This is a genomic window from Sorangium sp. So ce367 (genome assembly GCF_051520455.1).
GTDB classification, from domain to species: domain Bacteria; phylum Myxococcota_A; class Polyangia; order Polyangiales; family Polyangiaceae; genus Sorangium; species Sorangium cellulosum_B.
Map to the genome: position 1 here is coordinate 5,069,975 of NZ_CP150334.1, position 19,174 is coordinate 5,089,148.

Consider the following 19,174-nt stretch of genomic DNA (forward strand, 5'->3'; position numbering starts at 1 on the left):
TCATCCGGGCCTCGACGCTGGACGCGATCCGTCGTCCATCGCACCAACATCATCACGTGGCGAGCGCGGCTTCCCAACAGCAATGCGCTTCTGATACAAGCCATCTTGTTGAGGGGGGACATACGGGAGGGAGACGATGGCGAACGAACCGGACGCCACTTCGGGGCTGCTGCATACATTTCTTGCATCCTGTCCAGAGATGCTCTTCATCGCGGGGATCGATGGGGATGTGCTGCACTCGAGCGGCGCGCTCCGTCAGGCGCTGGGGGCCGGGGTAGCGCACGGCAATTCGCTCACGGCGCTCGTCCATGCGGAAGATCGCGCCGACTTCACCGCTGCGTGGATCCGGCTGAAGGAGCAAACAGAGCCGGTGCAGGTCGATGTGCGCCTGATGGACGCCCAGGGCGCTTACCGGCGGCTGACGTGCAACGCGAGCCGGGCGCCCGAAGGAGGCACGATCCACGGATCGTTGCGGCAGGCCGGCGCCGACGGCGAGAGCAGCCCTGCAGAGCCGAGCCTCAAGGAGCGGCTCCTCGACGGCCTGGCAGACAACCTCCAGGTCGTCATCTGGGCGATCGACACCGAGGGGACCGTCATCTACCACGACGGCAAGGGGCTCGATGCCGCCGGGCTCGCGAGGGGCGAGCTCCTCGGGAAGAACCTGCTCCAGCTCTATCCCGAGAGAGAGCGCGCCGCCTTACAGGCGGCTATCGCCGGCACGATGGTCCATGATCACACCACGGCGCACGGCGTCCACTGGGAGAGCTGGGTCGTCCCCGTGCTCGACAGGCGCGATGCGGTCGACGCGGTGCTCGGGTTCTCGCTCGACGTCACCGCGGTGAAGCGCGCGCAGGAAGAGCTGCGGGCCAGGCTCTCTCAGATCGAGAAGCAGCAGGAGGTGATTCGCAACCTCTCCACGCCGATCATCGAGGTGTGGAACGGGGTGCTGACGCTCCCCATGATCGGCGTGGTCGACAGCGTGCGGACGGCCGAGGTGATGGATGCGCTGCTCGCGCGCATCATGGAGAAACAAGCCCATTTCGCGATCCTCGATCTGACCGGGGTCGACATGGTGGACACGAAGGTGGCGAGCCATCTCATCGAGCTCGTGGCGGCGATCCGCCTGCTCGGCGCCGAAGGCATCGTGGCTGGCATCAAGCCGAACGTCGCGCAGACGATGGTCGCGCTGGGGCTCGATCTCTCGACGATCTCGACGCAACGCGATCTCCGGGCCGCCCTCAGCTACTGTATCCGGCGGATGGCGCCGCAGCCGCCGCAGCAGAGCCGCGCCAGCTGACAGGGCTTCACGCGCGGCGGCCCCGCGCCGTCGAGCTCGCTCCGGCGCCATAGAGCGCCTCCGGCGCGAACGCCGCCTCCCTTTTTCGGCGACTCTGCTCATCCGGAGGGTGCAGCAGCGCGAGAACGGAGCGATGATGCGCCCGGTTGTGACCGTTCAGCAGCGGGGCCGCGCTCGGCCCTCGCGCTGGGCTCACGGGGTGGGTGCGTGCACACGACAGCCGAAGATCGCGCAGAGACTCTTCACATCGATCCACGTCTCCTGATCGAGGCCCTGGACGACCCAGCGCTCGTCATCGACGCGCGGGGCGCCGTCCTGTGCAAGAACGAGCAGCTCGATCGCCTCCTCTCGGGGCTCGGGGCGCCGAGCCTGCCGCTGTCGCCGGAGGGCGATCGCGTGCTCCTGTCGCTGGCGCCCGCGGCCGCCGACGTCGCCCGGATCCAGGCGCTCCTCTCGGGCGAGGTCGATCGAGCCGAGATCGACCTCCCGGACGAGGGCCGCGGCGCGCCGCGGTGGGTGCTCCGCGGGCTCGCTTGCACGATCGGCGGCGGCCGCGGCGCCCTGCTCCGTCTCATCGATGGAGGGGAGCGCCGCATTCGGGAGCACCAGCGCCGCTGCGCGCAGGTTGTCGAGTCCATGCACCTCGGCTGCACCTTCCTCGCCCTCGAGGCCCCGGAGGATGACCGGTCGCTCCGGTACGTCTACATGAACCGCGCCGCCGAGCGGATCGCCAGCCGGCCCACCGCGGCGATGCTCGGCCGGACCATGGACGAGAGCGTCCCCAGCCTCCGGCAGATCGGCATTCCTCAGCGCCTGGCGGAGCTGATCCGCACCGGCGGGACCGACGAGAGCGAGGTGATCCTCCCCCAGGAAGAGGGCACGCGCGTCATGACGACGTGGTCGTTCCCCGTGGGAGATGAGTGCGTCGCCGTGGTCTACGACGATGTCACCGAGCGCAGGGCGACGGAGGCGTCGCTCGAGAGCGCGCGCCTCCTCCTCGACGGCATCATCGAGCACCTCCCGCTGATGCTCTTCGTCAAGGATGCGGCGGAGCTCCGCTATGTGCGGGTGAACAGGAAGTTCGAGGAGTTCCATGGCCACGCGCCGGGGGAGCTGATCGGCTTGCGCGCCAGCGACTTGTTGCCGCAGGCGCTGGCCGCGAAGATCGACGCCGAGAGCCGCGGCGTCCTTGCGGGGGGCGTACCGGTCGAGGTCCCGGAGCTCCGCGTCCCCTCGAAGCGCTTCGGGGACCGCATCGGTCGCGCCCGCTTCATCCCCATGGAGGACGCCAGGGGCAAGGGCCGTTATCTCCTCGGGCTCGTCGAGGACATCACCGAGCGCAAGAAGATCGAGGACGCGAAGCGCCAGGAGTCGATCCTCCTGGAGACGCAGCGGCGGCTGATCGAGCTCATCCAGGAGCTCTCGACGCCGAGCATCCCCATCCACCCGGGCATCCTGGTCGTCCCGCTCGTCGGCCAGATGGACAGCTCGCGCGGCGCCCAGCTCGTGGAGTCGCTCGTCGCCGCGGTCGAGCGGCACCACGCCGAGTTCGTCATCATCGATATCACCGGCGTCACGTCGGTCGACAGCGCGGTGGCCAACCACCTGCTCCAGGCCACGCGCGCCGCGGGGCTCCTCGGGGCCGAGTGCAGCGTCGTCGGCGCCTCGCCCAGCACCGCCCGCACCGTGATCGAGCTCGGCATCGAGCTCGGCAAGCTCGCGACGCACCGGGATCTGCAAGCCGGGTTCCGGCACGCGCTGGCGCGAAAGGGGTATGTGATCAGCGCGCGCGCCGATCGAAAGGCCTGAGCGCGGCGGAGCCGCCCGCGCCGCGTCGGCGTCACGAGCTTGGCGAGAACATGATGGGATACACCACCGTCACGACGCCGCCCTCGGGCGCCGGGAACGTGAACTTCTCGAACTCGCGCAGCACGCAGCTCACGACCGCGCGATCCGGCATGGACGCGATCGCGGGCGGCGGCGGGGGGCTGTTCGGCTGCGGAGCGTCCTCGGCGACGGCCGTCACCTTGCCGTCCCTGCCGATGACGAAGCGCACCGCGATCCGGCCAGCGAGGTTGGGATCGCGGCGCAGCCCGTCTTCGTAGCATTTGCGCAGCGCACCGAACCGCGCGCGCACGACGTTCCGGATCTCCTCGGGGGGCAGCCGGCCCGAGACCTCCATCGAGAGCGCGCGAAACGAGGGCGGCGATCCTGGCGGGCCGGTGAACCGGCCTTCGCGGGGGACGGCTCGGATCATGAGGATCTCCGGATTCGAGCCCGGCGGTCGCTCCTTCCATTGCCGTGCGCGGCCCAGGGTGGTCGACACGACCTCCTTGATGTCGGCGAGGCTCGCTCCCGGCACGGCGCGCAGGCCGATGCGGTCGAGGCAGGTCCGCGGCGCCTTCGCGCACGCGGCTTCGGCGAGCTCCGCGAGCGCGGCGGAGGCGCGTTCCCGCTGCGGGCCCACGACCTCGCGCTTCACGAGCGTCCGGACGAAGCCGCCGCCCTCCGAGGCGCTCGGCGGGGCGACGGTCAGCTCGAAGAGGCTCACCTCCACGTCGCGTTCGCGGACATCGACGGCGATCTCGAACCACGGCGGCTCCGAGGCGTCTTCCCCTGGAGATCCGGGCACGGGCGCGCGGAAACGGAGCCCGCCCACGCCGGTGCGCACCAGCGCCACGGGGTAGCCCGCGAAGGCCGCCGTGCGCGACACGCTCTCGATGACGATCCAGGCGACCGATCCGTCCGCCACGACGGCGATCTCGCCCTGCGCGGGCGCGCCGCGGTCGCTCTCGCGGGCGCGGCGCGCCTCCAGCTGCACGAACAGCTCATCGACCTTGGTCAGCTGGCCGAGCTCGGCGATGCGCTTCGCGTCGCCGACGAGCCGGCCGTCCAGGAGGATCTGGTGGCCTCGGATCTCGACCTCCGGCGGCGAGGCTGCGTCGGGCGGGGCGTCCGGAGCGACGGGCGGCGCCGCGGGCGCGATGGGTACGGCGATCGGACGCTCGGCCGGCGGGCGCGGGGGCGCAGGCGCGGCGCACGCGCAGAGCGACACTGCCAGCAGGGCGATGGGACACCAGGTCGGGTGAGGCATCGAGCGGCTCTCCAGGGTCGCGACGCTGAACTGCCGCGAACCGAGGATGCGAGCATACATGTTCAGGCGAGCGCGAAGCGAGGCCGGCGATGCGGTGAGGGCCTGGCTCTTCCGCTCGTGCCCCTTGCGATCCGGCCGGTCCGCACCAGAGCCTCCGGACACCGCTCATGCCTGAAGGCGACACCCTCTTCCGCATCGCCGCCGCCCTCGGCCCCGCGCTCACGGGCGCGCCCGTCGTCGCGCTGGAGCTGCCCAGGAGCGACCAGCCGTGCCGTCGGCTCGTCGGCCGCCGCGTCGAGCGCGTGGAGGCGCGCGGCAAGAACCTCCTGATCTTCTTCGACGAGGGGACCGTCCTCCACACGCACCTGCGCATGAGCGGGGTCTGGCACCTCTACCGCGAGGGCGAGCGCTGGAAGCGGTCCGAGGCGACGGCGTCGGCCATCCTCGCGGTCCCGGGCTACGTCGCCGTCTGCTTCCGCGCGCCCGTCGCGCGGCTGCTCCGCGCGAGCGCCCTGCGCGGCGATCGCCTCCTCGGCGCCCTCGGCCCGGATCTGCTCGGCGACGCCTTCGACGCCGCCGAGGCGCTCCGCCGCCTGCGCGCCCTCGACGAGGTGCCGCTCGGCGTCGCCGTCATGGACCAGCGCGTCGTCGCCGGCATCGGCAACATCTACAAGAGCGAGCTCCTCTTCCGGACGCGGCTCGACCCCTTCGCCCCCGTCCGGGCGTACTCCGACGAGGAGCTCTCCGCGATGCTCGACGTCGGCCGCCGCCTCCTGCAAGCCAACGTCGAGCCGCGGGACGCCGCCAGCGCGTACCGTGGGCCGACCGCACATTACATGACCAAACGCACGACGCGCGCCGGAGGAGACCGCAGGAGGCCGGTCAGCGTGTACGGCCGCGAGGGGTACGCCTGCTACGACTGCGGCGCCGCGATCCAGATGCTCCGGCAGGGGACGATGATGCGGTCGACCTACTTCTGTCCCCGTTGCCAGCCGACCCGCACCGCGCCGCCGCCGGCTGGGCCTGCTCCGTCCGCGCCGTGAACTCGGCCGCCGGCGGGGCGCGCTGCGGCGCGCGCGAGGACGCCGGCGATTCCCGGCGATCGCGCGTCGCGCGCAACCGTGCTGTCCGGCAGACCTTTCCGGCGCCGCGATCGTACGATCCGCTCCATGCGCCTCACCCTGCTCCTGATCCTCGCGCTCGCGCCCGGGTGCAGCCACGCCCTGGACGAGCCCGTCACGCCGGACGACGCCGGGAGCGCCACGCCCCCGCCGGCCTCCGCCTCCTCCTCCTCGGCGGCTCCGCCGGGCTCGCCACCCGCGACGGGCGCCGCCGAGGCCGAGATCGACCCCCGCCTCGCCCCGCTCATCGCCGCCGCCTTTCACGACTACAAGCCCTGGGGGCGCGTCGACGACGAGCTCCGCTGGGCGCCCTGGCTGTGCCGGATGCCGCTGCCCGGCCGCGTCCGCATGAGCGTCGCCGAGGACGGCGGCCACGCCCGCAAGCTCTATTCGGTGTTCGCCAAGCACCGTGATCGCTATCCGCTCGCCGAGGGACAGGCGCCCGTCGCCCAGCCGGTCGGGCAGGTCCTGGTCAAGGAGAGCTTTGTCCCAGAGCTGGTGGACGACGGCGCGGCGGCCGCCCTCCCGGGCGCCGGCGCCACCCCGCCGGACGCCGCGGATCACTTCGATCCCATCCTGCGCGACGGCGATCGCGTCTACCGCGCGTCGCGACTCGCCGGCGCCTACGTGGTGCTCAAGGTCGCGCCGGACACGCCCGGCACCGACGCGGGCTGGGTCTACGGCACGGTCACGGCCGCGGGCCAGGTGACCTCCGCCGGCCGGGTCGCCTCGTGCATGGGTTGCCACGTGAGCGCCCGTCACGAGCGCGTCTTCGGGCTCGCGCCGGCGCCGTCCGCGGCGCCCTGACGGGCTCGGGGGCGGCGCTCTGCCGCTCTTGTGCCTCCGCCGGCATCTTGGACTACGCTGGCGCCCGGAGCCCTGGCACCTATGTCGAACCTCGTCCGCAGTCCTGCCTCCCTTCTTGCTCCCTTCGCCCGCGGTGCTGTCTCCCTTCTTTCTCCAGCGAAGACGCTCCGGGATCTCGTGCGCAACAGCGACCCGGACGTGCCGCTTCCGAACGACGATCCACGCTGGCAGGACTTCTCGTTGGCGCGCGGCGATCAGTCCATGGCGGCGCTGGAAAAAGAGCTCACATGGCGACCCGAAGGCCAGTTTGTTCACGCCACCTTCGTGAGTCACCGTGGAGCGGGCAAGAGCACCGAGATCCTCCGGCTGACCGAACGGTTGAGCGACCAGTACGAGCCGGTGTACATCGAGGCGACAGTCGAGATGGATCCGTTTCGTATCGAGGCGGAGGATCTGCTGCTCAACATGGCGCTGACGGTCGAGCAGAGAATGCGCGAGCGGGGGACACCGCTGCCGGCGGACCTGCTTAAGCGCGTGACGGGATGGTTCGATGAGGTCGTCCGCACGACCAAGTGGGCGCAGAACTACAACGCCGAAGCTGCGGCTGGGGTGGAGCTCAAGGCGGAGCTGCCGTTCATCGGCAGCCTCTTCGGCTCCCTGAAGGCGCTGTTCAAGCAGGAAAGCGAATATCGTACGGAGGTCAAGCAGGTGCTGCGCAAGTATCCCGGCACCCTGCTTCAGAGCGTGAACGAGCTGCTCGACGCAGCGCGCGGGCTCCTCGGTGAGCGCGATCTCCTGGTGATCATTGACAATCTGGACCGCTATGAGCCCGAGGTCATCGATCGACTCCTCGTGCAGGGCGCGGACAGGATGCGTGAGCTCCGCACGAACCTCCTGCTGACGCCGCCGATCAGCCTCCTGCTCCAGCCGAAGTCAGCCCAGCTCGACACGCTGTACAGCTGCCACGTGCTCTACACGGTGCGCTTGCGACGGCAGGACCAGCAGTACGACGCCTTTGACGGTCCCGGCCGGAATCTGATGGAACAGGCGCTCTCGCTCCGGATGGATCTCGACACCGTGATCCCGGAACAGGAGGCTCGGGACCGCCTGATCGCGGCGAGCGGCGGGGCAGTGCGGGAGCTGCTCGATCTCGTCACCCAGTCTGCATACATTGCGAACGGCGCTGTCATCGCCAGGGCGGACGTCGAGCGGGCAGTGGCGCTGCGGCGGCAGCGGATGCGCGATCTCATCAACGCGAATGGCTGGCTCGACGCGCTTGTGAAGCTCGCCCGAGACAAGCAGATTTTTCCTGACAAAGCGTGCATGGACGTGCTCTTCCACCGGCTCGCGTTCAAGTACAACGGCGATGGCTGGTACGACGTCCACCCGCTCGTGGCCGAGATCCCGGAGTTCGTGAATGCGCAGCACGACGTCCTCCGCCGATAGCGCAGCAGAGCGGCGCGCCACGCCGGGCGACGAAGTGGCGCCCGAAGAGCCCGGTGACTTGGAGCGCATCCTCGGACCGGAGCGCGGAGCCGCCTACCGGCGCTTCCTCGAGTGGTCTGTCGGAGGAGGTTTCATGCTCACCGTCGTGGAGGTCAGGCGGCCTGTGCAGCGCGAGGCGCTCGCCGCAGCCACGCGCGCAGCCGTGCCGAGTCTATGTATCGCGAGGCTCACTTCCGTCGGCCCTCAGCCGATCCCCACCTTTCTCGAGGAGGCGTGCCCATCTCCTGAGGAGACCTCGGTGCTCATGCTCACGCATCTCGAGGAGTCGGACGATGCCGCCAGGATCTGCGCCGCGCTCAACGTGCACCGGGACGAGCTCGCGCGACGGTTCGCGCTGCCATGGGTGGTCGTGGTCCATCCCGCGGCGGCGCTGGCGCTGCAGCGGGATGCGCCCGACTTCTGCGACTTCGCCGGGCTTTGGCTCCCCGAAGAGTCGGGGGAGGCGCTGAATCCGATCTTGGAGCAGGCGATCCGCACGCCGACTGCATCGTTCGTCGCGCCGCACCATCTCGGCGTAGATATGACGACGACACCGAAGGATCTGCTGTCGCTCGCGCATGAGGCCGCTGTCTCCGGCCATGTCGACCGAGCGGCCGACTTGCTTGCACAGCACGATATGAAGCACCCAGACGCCCGAGTCCACGATGCCCGACGCGTGCACGTGGATGGGGTGCTGCTGGCGGTGCGCGGTGAGCTCACCCAGGCGCTCGCGCGTTTCGACGCGGCACTGAAGCTCTGCGAAGCGACCGACGATGCCACCATGCGCGCTGTGCTCCTCAACGAAGTCGCCCAGATCTATATCCTCCAAGGCGATCTGGCCGCCGCGCGTCGCTTCGTGCAAGGCGCACTGGGGCTCTTCGAGAAGCTTGGAAACCAGCGTGGCCGTGCGGCATCCTTGCAACAGTTATCAATCATCGAGGGGGGCCTTGGTGACAACGCGAAAGCGCAAGAGCTGGCAAGAGAATCGTTGCAGCTCATCGAGGAGCTCGGAGATCAGGTGGGACGGGCCGCCTCGCTGCTCGAGCTGTCGTTCATCGAGGCCCGCATGGGTAACCACGCGAAAGCGCAAGAGCTGGCTCGCGAGTCGCTCGCGCTCGGCGAAATGTTCGAAAATCTGATCGTTCGATTCGCCTCGCTGCATCGGCTCGCGACGCTCGCGATTCGACAGGGTAACCATTCCGATGCGCGGGAGCTGCTAGATGAATCGCTGAAGCTCAGCGAGAAAATGGGAAGCGCGACGTGCCGATTGGCGGTGCTTCGCGAGCTCGGCAACATCTTGTGTCTTGAGGGCAACTTCGTAGAAGCGCGAGATCTATGGCGCGAGTCTCTGAAGATCAGTGAAGAGCTCGGAGTCAAGAGTACCCGAGCGATATCACTTATGATGCTTGGCATAGTGGAAGCCGTACAAGGGCAAGCCGAGCACGGCTTGGCGCTCGCGCGCGAGGGGATTGGCATCCTTGAAGAAATCAATGCCACGGCGGCTGCCAAGCTGAAGGAGGCTCTGGACGGGCTGGAGACCATTTCGTCAGCGGGCTTGTCCAACGGTTAGCGACAGCGCGCCGGAGGCCTGCCTCCGGCCACAGGCCCTGCTGCGCGAGGCCCCTTCTCCATGGACATCTCGGCAGGTCACCGTGGAGGGTGTTTGCCCCGCGGGGTGGCCCTGGGGGCCCGCGCGTAAGCCTCCGCCCAAGGGCATCGTGAGCATCGCTCCGCCGGCCGGGTCGCCTCGTGCATGGGCTGCCACGTGAGCGCCCGTCACGAGCGCGTCTTCGGGCTCGCGCCGGCGCCGTCCGCGGCCCCCTGACGGGCTCCGGACGCCGCGGCAGCGTCGACGACCCCGGCGAGCGCATCCAGCGACATCGGCTTGACGAAGTGGGCGTCGAACCCTGCCGCCTCGGCGCGGCGGCGGTCAGACGCCTGCCCGTACCCCGTGAGCGCGATGAGCGCGCCCGAGCACAGCTCGGCCTCCCTCAGGCGCCGCGCTACCTCGTAGCCGTCCATTCCTGGAAGCCCGATGTCGAGGAGCACGAGATCGGGCCGATGCTCCGCCGCGGCCTTCAACGCGCGCGGGCCGTCGCCGGCGATCCACACCTCTTGCCCGAGGGCCAGCAAGGCGTCGGCGAGGGTGCTCGCCGCGTCCACGTTGTCCTCGACGATGAGGACGCGGAGCTTCCTCGCCGCCGGAGACGGCTGCTCTGCGTTCTTCGAGGGCGCGGCCGTCGCCCCGACGGCCGCGGCAGGGAGGCGCTCGTCCGCCGCCGCGGGCACGCGCTCGTCCGCCGCGACGGGCAGGCGCACGATGAACTCGCTGCCTTGCCCTGGCCCCGGGCTCGTCGCTTCGATGCTCCCGCCGTGGAGGGCGACCAGATCGCGGACGATGGTCAGCCCGATACCGAGGCCGCCGGGCGCCCGATCGAGGCTGCGATCCGCCTGACGGAACAGCTCGAAGACATGGGGCAGCACCTCCCTGGCGATCCCGATCCCGTCGTCGCGGACGCGCAGCTCCACCCGGTCGCCGCGCTGCTCGACCGTCACCCCGATGTGGCCCCCGATATCCGTGTACTTGCACGCGTTGGTGAGCAGGTTGACGAGGATCTGCTCGAGGCGGACAGCGTCCCCGAGGACGTGGACGGCGGCCGCCGGCAGCACGAGCCGGATCTGGTGCCGCCGTGCCTCGATCTGCTCGCGCGTCGACTCCACCGCGCGCGTCACGGCGGCCTTGACGTCGATCCGCTCCTTGCGCAGCTCGATCTTTCCCCGGGTGATGCGCGACACGTCGAGCAGATCGTCCACGAGGCGCATCAAGGTCCTCGTTTGCCGCGCGATCACCTCGACATGCTGGTCCGGCGGCCCGCCGCGGCTCCGCCGCCGGAGGAGCTCCACGGCCACGCAGATCGGCGCCATGGGGTTGCGCAGCTCGTGCCCGAGCATGGCCAGGAACTCGTCCTTCCGGCGATCCGCGTCGGCCAGCGCGTCCTCGACGCGCTTTCGCTCGGTGATGTCCAGCGACGAGCCGACGAACCCGAGGAACGCTCCGGCGGCGCCGAAGCGCGGGGCGCCCTGCGTCACGACCCACCGGCTCTCGCCGTCCCGGCGGAGCATCTGGCATTCCAGCATGAACGGCTCGTGCGTCTCCATCGATTCGACGCACGCGCTCGCGACGAGCGGGCGATCGTCCGCGTGGACCGCGTCGAGCCAGCCGTCCCCCAGCTCCTCTTCGAGGGAGCGCCCCGTGAAGCGCAGCCACGTCGTGTTGACGTACTCGCACCCGCCGGAGGGCCCGGACATCCAGATCATCATGGGGGCGCAGTCGGCGAGGGAGCGGAAGCGCTGCTCGCTCTCGCGGAGGCGCTCGATATCCTCGGCGACCTGGCGGCGCAGCCTGGCGATCTCGATGCGCCCGCCGACCCGCGCGAGCAGCTCGCGGACCGAGAACGGCTTGACGAGGTAATCGTCCGCGCCCGCCTCGGCGCCGTGCACGCGCGACGCTTCGCCGGATCGGGCCGAGATGAACACCACCGGGACGAGCCTCGTCCTCGGCTCGGCCCGCAGCGCCTTGAGGAGGCCGAACCCGTCGAGCCCGGGCATCATGATGTCGGTGAGCACGAGATCGGGTACACGCGAGCGCACAGCGGTGAGCGCCATTTCACCGTTCTCGACGGCCTCCACGGTCCACCGCGTCGCAAGGACGTCCCTGAGGTAGCTCCGCATGTCGGCGTTGTCCTCGACGAGCAGGACGTGGCCGACCGGGCCCTCCGCCGGGCGTGTGTCCCATGCGCTGGCCGGTGACCCGACCGGCAGCTCCGCCGACGGCGCGGCCACGGATCCCCAGTGCGACGCTTCCTCCACGAACGCCTGGACCGTCACGGCCGTCATGCCGAGCTCCCGGTCGGCGCCGATGCGCGCCGCGGGCACGTGCGCTGATCCGGCGGGGATGCGGACGGTGAACGAGCTGCCACGACCGACCCTGCTCGTCGCCTGGACGTCGCCCGTGTGGAACCGGACGAGCTCCCGCACGAGCGCGAGGCCGATGCCGGAGCCCTCGTGGCTCCGCCCGCGCGCCCCGTGGACCCGGTGGAAGCGCTCGAAGATCCGGGGGAGCTCGTCGGCGGGGATGCCCGTCCCCGTATCGCGGACCTCGAGGGTCACGTGGTCGCCGCCCCACCGGAGCGAGATCGTGATCTCCCCCTCGAACGTGAACTTGAACGCGTTCGAGACCAGGTTGAGGACGATCTTCTCCCACATCTCGCGATCGACGTAGATCGGCTCCGGAAGCGGCGGGCAGTCCACCACGAGCCGGAGCCCCGCCCGCTGCATGGCCCCGCGGAACGCGTTCGCCACCTCCGCGGTCAGCGCCGAGAGGTCGAGCGCCTCGAAGACCATCTGCATCCGGGCGGTCTCGATCCGGACGAAGTCGAGCAGGGTGTTCACGAGCTTGAGGAGCCGCCGCGCATTGCGGCGCGCGAGCTCGACGAGCTCGCGCTGCCTGCCGGTGAGGCCGCCGGGCGCGCCGGTCAGGAGCTCGTCGATCGGGCAGAGCATGAGCGTGAGCGGCGTCCGGAACTCGTGGCTCACGTTCGAGAAGAACCTGGTCTTGAGCTCGTCGAGCCGGCTGAGCCGCTCGTTCGCCACGCGGAGCTGCTCGTTCGCGCGCTGGATCTCCTGCGCCCGGAGGAAGACCTCGGCCTCGACCCGCTCCGCCCGCATCTTCAGCTCCTCCGTGCGCCGGGTCTGCTCGATCCCGCGCTGCTTCAGGCGGACGAACTCGGTCACGTCCTCGGTGCGGTGGATGATGTACGCGACCCTGCCGTCCGGCCCCATGAGGGGCGAGTTCATGGGGCACCAGTACCGTTCCTCGAAGCCGCCTCCCTCCGCTTCGGGGCGCGGGATATCGTATTTCTGCACGGCCATGGTGTCGGGGGCGCGCGTCTCGAGCACACGCTCGATCGAGGCGCGCAGGTTCCTCGTGCCGGTCGCGTTCGGATCGTCCGGATTGTCCGGGAAGGCATCGAAGATGTGGCGACCCAGGAGGTCCTCACGCCGGGTGTTCGCGGCCCGGAGAAAGGCGTCGCTCACCGCGACGATGGTGAAGTCCGGATCGAGCACGATGTAACAGGCCGGGAGCCCGTCGAAGATCGCGCGGAAATCGGGGCTCGCTGGCAGCGCCTGCTCGCTCTCCGAACGCTGGTGCGGCTTCGTGCTTGCGATGAGTCTCATGGACATGACCAGATCTTCGAGAGAAGACCTGGTGCACGAGACCACGTATCGCTACCCGGATCTCCGCGCCCCCGCGACGCTCGGACGCAGCAGCGAGCTTGGCGCCGGCTCGCCGCTGACGGGCGCTGTCTCTGGCTCCTCGGGCGCGGGCTCCATGATGCGCGCGACCCACGAGAGCCCTTCCACGTTCTCCAGCGTGATCTTCGCGACCATCATGATGGGCACCGACAGGAGCGCGCCAGCCGGCCCCCAGAGCCAGCCCCAGAAGAGCATGCCGATCAGGACGGCGAGCGGCGACAGGCCCAGGGTCCGCCCGAGCACGCGCGGCTCGAGCACGTTGCCCACCAGCAGGTTGATCAGCAGGTACCCGATGGCCACGAGGGCCGCGGTGCCGGGGCCCTGGCTTGCCAGCGCGGCGAGCACGGCCGGGATCGTCGCGACCGCTGCGCCGATGTTGGGGATGAAGTGCAGGACGAACAGGCTCGACGCCAGGAGGAGCGCCAGGTCCACGCCCAGGAGGACGAGGAGCACATAGGCGAGGACGGCGACGAGCAGGCTCGTCAGCGTCTTCACGACGAGATACTTCTTCACCTCCCGGACGATGCGATCGACGTGCTCGAGCCCGCGCGCAGGGGTCGAGATCAGCCGCCGCACCTTCGCGCCCGCGCCGGCGCCCTCGCAGAGGGCGAAGAACACGACGAGGAGCACCACCCCGAGGCTCGACGCCGCGCTGGCGACCGTGACAGCGGCCCCGCCGAGGAGGGGGACCAGGGACGCCGTGTGCAGCGTGCGCGAGAGGAACTCCGGGTTCACCGGGAAGCCGCGCTCGGTGAGCGTCATGGCGAGCGCCTCGGTCATCGAGGACATCCGGACCAGGTAGACCGGCACCTTCTCCTCGAGCTCCACCCCGGCGATGGTGACCACCGCCCCGACGAAGACCAGGATCGCCAGATCGACCACGAGCGCGGCCAGCGCGCCGAGGGCCGCGGGCAGCCCGCGGCGGGTCACCCAGGTCGCGATGGGGGACGAGATCGCCGCGAGCGCGACGCCGAACAGCACCGGCACGAGGAACGGCTCAGCGTAGCGCAGCCCGACGATGACGACGACCGCCGCCGCCGCGACCACGACCATCTGAGCCCGACGAGACATCGTGAAGATCCCCATGCCCAACCTCGTTGCTGACGGGTTCTCGCGTCACCTCCGCTCCGTGGAGCGGAGCGCGGCGCAGTCCCGAGAGGAGCAAGGGATGCGCCACGCTCCGTCCCGCCCGAGCCGCGGCGCGACGGCGTGGATCGCTATCGCGCGGACACCCGGGCATCGCCGGCTTGCCCGCCGTTCAGCGGCACTGAGCCGTGCTGGGCGGCGTCGGTCTTCGGCGTCGTCCCGGTGACGTACGCCTTGACGGCCTCGACGAGGAACCTGAGCCCGGCCGCGCCTTCGTTGTCCCAGTACTCGCCCTCGCGCGGGCTCACGTGGATGAGCGCGAGGGAGGGATCGTCCTTGCCCTGCGGGAAGAACACCTTGGCCTCCTCCGACCACAGCGCATCGATCTTCGTCCGACTCCGCACGATCGAGGCGCGGCCCGACAGCGACAGGAAGCGGCGCCCCTCCTGGAGGGTCACATTCACCTCGGGCTGCGACTCGATCTCATCGACCTTGCCCGAGTCGATGCTCGTCATGAACCAGACGTCTCCGGTGTCGCTGTCGACCTTCATGAGCGCCATCGGACGCGCCCGCAGCGCGCCCTGGCTGGCGTGCGTGACGAGCATGGCAGTCCGGAACTTCTTGAGGATCTCCAGCAGCTTCTCCCGCGATCCAGTTTCCATGGTTTCCTCCATCGAGCTCCGGCCTCAGTGCGAGATCCGGACCATGGCCGGGCGGGCGGTGGAGAGCGCGGATCATGGCTCTTCTGTGCCGCACCGAGCGTGCGCTCGCGGCATTCCGCCACAGCGGCAGGCGCGGCCCTCCGCGCCCGCGCAGCGCTCGAGCTGGGGGAGCGGGGAGGGGGGAAGGGGAGAGGACCGAGGGCGGGCGAAGCTACGCTGCGCGGGCGAGCACGAGCGCCCCGATCACGAGCACGACGAGCGCGAGCGCGCCGGCGACCACCAGCGCCACCTTGCCCCACGCGATGGGCGCCGTGCCTGTGACGTGGCTCGCGTCCTGGCCGTGGACGACGGCGCGGTAGCTGCGCCCCTTGTAGCGGTAGGCGAGCACGTACGATGGCAGCGCCAGCCGGCGCGTCTCCAGCGCGTGCAAGAGCACCGCCACGTGCACGTTGCGGAACGTGGACCCCGGGATCACGCCTCGCGTCAGGGCGTCCTCCGCGCTGGCGGCGATCCGCTCGCTGACGATCTTCCGCGCCGCCGAGCGCTGCGCGTCGAACTGCTCCAGCACCGCGTCGGGCGGGCCGAGCTGCTGCTGTGTCCGGTGCGCGGCGGGCACCGCCAGGTCGAGCCGGAAGTACGGCGCGAGCTCCTGGGCCTCGTCGAGCGAGAGCCCGCGTGAGGCGGACAGGAGCAGGTTCCGGAACGGCAGCTGCGTCTGTCCGGCGTGCGGGGCCCAGCTGCTCAGCCGGGCGCCAGCGTTCGAGTCTGCCGTCCAGCTCACCACGGCGTCCGCGCTGACGAGCCAGCCCGCCCACCAGATCGGGCGCAGCCCCTCGACGGTCGCCGCGCGCGAGAGATCCGACGGCCGGAAGAAGCCGAGCGTCGACATCCACCGGCGCAGCGCCTGATCGGCCTGATCGGGGGGCACCCCGAACGGGAGCAGCCAGTCGGCCTGATCGATCGGGTCGACCGGCTGCTCGATCCGCGTGACGGCGCCGCAGAACCGGCACTTCGGCGCCTGCGCCTCGGCCGAGTACGAGACCGCGGCGCCGCACTCGGTGCACCGCAGCACCTGCACCGCCTGCGGGGCCTGGGCGCGGCCCTGCGGCGCGGCGAGGCCGCAGACGGCGCATCGCAGGTCCCCCGGCTCCAGCGGCCCCTGGCAGCGCGCGCAGCACGGCCCCGTGGCGCTCGTGGTGGCCGAGGCGACGTCCATGTTCGCGCTCATCGTGCCCCTCCGGTCGGTGCGGGGCTGCTCCCGGGGCGGACGCGCTCGGTCGGCGCAGGGGCGGCGGCGGGGACGGGCGGCCGCGCGGCGCCGCGCCGTTCGGCTGGATCGCGGCCCCGGTCGCGCGCCGCGGCGAGGAGGAACGGCGCCGCGATCAGCGCGATCACGAGCACGACGGCGAGGGCGATCTTGATCCAGGAGATGGGGGCCTTGCCGTGGATCGCGCCGGTCTGGCCGTTGATGAGGACACGGAAGGGCGGCTTCTGCGGGTCGTGCCGGATGGCGAGCACCCAGAGGGGCACATAGAGCAGCTCGAGCGTCTCGCGGTCGAGGTGCGTCTCGTGCGTCAGGCCGTGGTGGCTGTCCCCGGGCATGAAGCCCGAGAGGTCGCGGCTGATCTTCTCCAGCGCCTCCCGCCGCGCGAGGCCGTAGCACTCGGCCTGGGTCATCGTCGGCTCCTCGGCGATCCAGCCGCTGAGGACCGCGGGCGTGTAGCGCCGCATCGTGCGGAGGTCGAACGGCTCGATCGCCTCGAGCTCGGCGTTCGGGACGGCGCGAGACGCGACGACGAGCACGTCCATGACGTAGGTCGCATGCTGGCCTTCGAGGTGCCGGTGCTCGGTCCTTGTGACGACGCGTGTCCGGGTGACGCTGTTCCCCTTGTCGTCGGTCGTCGTGTACGTCTCGGTTTCCTGGTAGTCCTCGCCGATCTGCGCCGCGTAGCGCGTCTGCGCCATCGCCGAGTACAGGTAGGCGGGCGTGTAGACGCCGCGGATCGCGTCGATCGTCGCCGTCTTGACGCTGGACTGCACGAAGAAGCTCCGCTTTCCCAGCCACGCCTTGACCGCGCCCTGCGCGCTCTCCCGGGTCGTTGTGAACCCGACGACGAAGTGCGGCGACGGCCGATCGTGGGAGGGCGGCCGCTCCACCACCGAGGGCGAGGCGCAGTACGGGCACACCGCGGTACGCTGGTCCGCTTCAACGCGCAGCGAGGCGCCGCAGGTCTCACATTCGAGTTGCACCGGCGCCCGAGAGAACCGCACCGGGGGGCACGGCGTCAACAGGGAACCGGCGGCGGGCGGCTCCCGAGGTCGGCGGGAGAGGCCGAGTCGCCGGTGTCCTGCTGCGGTGTCTGCCGCATCAGCGGAGACAGCGAGCTCCGCGCCCAGCGCCTGACCGCGGCGTCCGGCCAGGGCTGCCAGCGGGCGCTGGCCTGCGGTGAGCGGGCCGCCGCGGCGGATGCGCGCGGGGCGCGCGCCCCGGCGCGCAGGCGCGGCGCGGGCCGCGGCTCGTCGAGGAACCGGAGGAGATCGGGGGCGAGATCGCCCACCGCTTCCCGGTGCGGGTAGTGCCCCGCCTTGGCGAAGCGCCGCACGGCCGCGCCTTCGATGTAGCGGTCGATGTCCGCCGCGTGGCGCGCCGGGATCACCTGGTCGCGCTCGCCCCAGTAGACGGCGAGCGGCGGTATCTCCGGGAGCCGATGAGCGATGTCCATGAGGTGATGGCGCTGTCCGCGCAGATCGATCGCGTGGCGGAGCGTGCGCGACAGGGCGCGGGCCGTGCCGGGCCGCGCGTTCATCCGGGCGAGGTGCCTGCGCTCTTCCGCGTTGAAATCGCCGCCGAGCACCAGCACGCCCGCGTGCGTGCCGACGCCCATGAGCACCGGCGCGGCCAGCTCGATCAGCCCGGTCACGGCGGCGAGGCGCAGCGGCAGCGCGACCTCGGTCCCGATGCCGCCAGCGGCGACCAGCCCGACGCGGTGGATGCGCCCTGGCCGCTCCGTGGCCACGCACATTGCAATGCTGCCGCCGAACGAGTGCCCCACCAGATCGAAATCGCCGAGCCGGAGGGCACGGATCCATTCAGCGACCACGCCCGCGTACCACGCGACGGTATAGGGCGCGTCGGGCCGAGCCGAGTCGCCATGGCCGGGCAGGTCGAGCGCGACGACCCGGCGCCCCGCCGTCGCGAGCGCGGGGGCGAGGCGGTTCCACGTCCGACAGCTATCGGACAGGCCGTGTACCAGGACCACGGGGCGCTGGTCCGCGCCGCCGTTCCGGGAGGGGGTCCACTCTTGCCAGTGGACCTCGCCAGCAGAAAGGACACGAACATGGCTGCGACACGTGACCGACATGTTCTTCATCAAGAGTTCGCACGAAGTGCCGCGTCTGTCCAGATTGCACAGCTGGGATGGGGAGCTCGGGGGAGGGGGCGCCGCGAAGCGTGCTTCGCGTCCAGTGTGGGTTTTGCAGCGCCGGCGTACGCCATGCTGGGACGTGGAGCGGGCCGCTGCCAGGCATCCGGCCTGACCCGGCATGCCGCTGCGGCCCTTTGCCGCCTTGTCGCCTCGGTGATGCGCCCGATGCCTGACCGGCCACCCCAGCTGGTGCACGGAGAGGCGCGATGACAACTCGCAGCTGCCTTGTGTTCGCGCTCGTTGCCGGTGTCACTGGCACCTTCATTGGACGGGTCTCTATGCGCGACACGCCAGGCGCGCAAGCGTTTCCGAGCGCATCGTCCCCGCTTTCGACTGCGGGATCTCCCGGCCGTAGCTGCAAAGAGGATCGCGCCGTCCTCGCCTCGACCAGGGCACAACTGGAAATCTGCATGTCTCTTCGTTCGCGGGTTCCCGAGGCCGAGCCATCTGGTATTGCCAAGCCATCCGAGGGCGTTCCTCCGGAATCCCAGCTCTTCGACCAGCGCCTGTCGGAGGTCGAAGAGATCCGTCGGAATCGCCGGCTCTTGGACAGCTATTCCGAGGCCGTGATCGTCCAGCATTATGATGGGAGAACCGGTGTATACAAGCCTGACGAATGGCCGGATGACGGCGATGGGTACATCGTCGCGCGCAAGTTGCCCAGCGGACGGCTTGGATTTTATGCAGGGCCAGACGCCGGACCACGCACAGATCCCGACGCATTCCGCCACTGGAATCCTCCGATCCCCCCGCGACCCGTCTGGAAGCGTGATCCGGATGGGACGATCACAATCAATGGAGAGCCTGCGAGCCCTGGCGTGCAGTTCATGTTCGGCGGAAAGATCGAACAACCGTCGAAGCCGCCGCAGTGAGAATGCGCC

At 70.4% G+C, this 19,174-nt stretch carries 14 protein-coding genes; 7 read left to right on the forward strand and 7 right to left on the reverse strand.

The features are described 5' to 3' along the window. Nucleotides 1-136: 136 nt before the first annotated feature. Nucleotides 137-1,297: a PAS domain-containing protein gene (locus tag WME97_RS19305; protein ID WP_437553725.1), complete on the forward strand. Its 1,161-nt coding sequence runs from the start codon at nucleotides 137-139 to the stop codon at nucleotides 1,295-1,297. A 207-nt stretch (nucleotides 1,298-1,504) separates the two neighbouring features. After that, nucleotides 1,505-3,106 carry a PAS domain-containing protein gene (locus WME97_RS19310; protein ID WP_437553727.1) on the forward strand — a complete coding sequence of 534 codons (1,602 nt, stop codon included), beginning with the start codon at nucleotides 1,505-1,507 and terminating at the stop codon, nucleotides 3,104-3,106. A gap of 31 nt (nucleotides 3,107-3,137) precedes the next feature. Here WME97_RS19310 and WME97_RS19315 read toward each other — a convergent pair whose 3' ends face one another. Continuing rightward, complete coding sequence (locus WME97_RS19315) at nucleotides 3,138-4,391, reverse strand: AgmX/PglI C-terminal domain-containing protein (RefSeq protein ID WP_437553729.1); 1,254 nt, start codon at nucleotides 4,389-4,391, stop codon at nucleotides 3,138-3,140. A 167-nt stretch (nucleotides 4,392-4,558) separates the two neighbouring features. Between WME97_RS19315 and WME97_RS19320 the strand changes: the two genes are divergently transcribed. From WME97_RS19320 to WME97_RS19335, 4 genes are all read left to right on the forward strand, one after another. Further along, nucleotides 4,559-5,434: an Fpg/Nei family DNA glycosylase gene (locus WME97_RS19320; protein WP_437553731.1), complete on the forward strand. Its 876-nt coding sequence runs from the start codon at nucleotides 4,559-4,561 to the stop codon at nucleotides 5,432-5,434. Between the two features lie 126 nt (nucleotides 5,435-5,560). Then, nucleotides 5,561-6,319: a hypothetical protein gene (locus WME97_RS19325; protein ID WP_437553733.1), complete on the forward strand. Its 759-nt coding sequence runs from the start codon at nucleotides 5,561-5,563 to the stop codon at nucleotides 6,317-6,319. 81 nt (nucleotides 6,320-6,400) lie between these two features. Further along, entirely contained in the window at nucleotides 6,401-7,765 is a 1,365-nt protein-coding gene (locus tag WME97_RS19330) for a hypothetical protein (protein ID WP_437553735.1), read from the forward strand. Next, nucleotides 7,737-9,374, forward strand: a complete 1,638-nt coding sequence (locus tag WME97_RS19335) for a tetratricopeptide repeat protein (RefSeq protein WP_437553737.1) — start codon at nucleotides 7,737-7,739, stop codon at nucleotides 9,372-9,374. Before WME97_RS19330 ends, WME97_RS19335 begins: the two co-directional genes overlap by 29 nt. A 206-nt stretch (nucleotides 9,375-9,580) precedes the next feature. Here the strand turns inward: WME97_RS19335 and WME97_RS19340 are convergent, their stop codons facing one another. The 6 genes from WME97_RS19340 to WME97_RS19365 form a co-directional block, all read right to left on the reverse strand. Further along, nucleotides 9,581-13,042 carry an ATP-binding protein gene (locus tag WME97_RS19340; RefSeq protein ID WP_437553739.1) on the reverse strand — a complete coding sequence of 1,154 codons (3,462 nt, stop codon included), beginning with the start codon at nucleotides 13,040-13,042 and terminating at the stop codon, nucleotides 9,581-9,583. Between the two features lie 51 nt (nucleotides 13,043-13,093). Continuing rightward, nucleotides 13,094-14,191 (reverse strand): AI-2E family transporter, encoded by a 1,098-nt coding sequence (locus WME97_RS19345; RefSeq protein WP_437553741.1) that lies wholly within the window; start codon nucleotides 14,189-14,191, stop codon nucleotides 13,094-13,096. A gap of 146 nt (nucleotides 14,192-14,337) precedes the next feature. After that, nucleotides 14,338-14,868: a pyridoxamine 5'-phosphate oxidase family protein gene (locus WME97_RS19350; protein WP_437553743.1), complete on the reverse strand. Its 531-nt coding sequence runs from the start codon at nucleotides 14,866-14,868 to the stop codon at nucleotides 14,338-14,340. A gap of 211 nt (nucleotides 14,869-15,079) precedes the next feature. Continuing rightward, a complete protein-coding gene (locus WME97_RS19355; protein ID WP_437553745.1) occupies nucleotides 15,080-16,096 on the reverse strand; it encodes a zinc ribbon domain-containing protein in 1,017 nt (338 codons plus the stop codon). Continuing rightward, complete coding sequence (locus WME97_RS19360; protein WP_437553747.1) at nucleotides 16,093-17,157, reverse strand: hypothetical protein; 1,065 nt, start codon at nucleotides 17,155-17,157, stop codon at nucleotides 16,093-16,095. The genes WME97_RS19355 and WME97_RS19360 overlap by 4 nt, the downstream gene beginning before the upstream one ends. Further along, nucleotides 17,154-18,230: an alpha/beta fold hydrolase gene (locus WME97_RS19365; RefSeq protein WP_437553749.1), complete on the reverse strand. Its 1,077-nt coding sequence runs from the start codon at nucleotides 18,228-18,230 to the stop codon at nucleotides 17,154-17,156. The genes WME97_RS19360 and WME97_RS19365 overlap by 4 nt, the downstream gene beginning before the upstream one ends. A 269-nt stretch (nucleotides 18,231-18,499) precedes the next feature. Between WME97_RS19365 and WME97_RS19370 the strand changes: the two genes are divergently transcribed. Beyond that, a complete protein-coding gene (locus WME97_RS19370; RefSeq protein WP_437553750.1) occupies nucleotides 18,500-19,165 on the forward strand; it encodes a hypothetical protein in 666 nt (221 codons plus the stop codon). The last annotated feature ends 9 nt before the right edge of the window (nucleotides 19,166-19,174 follow it).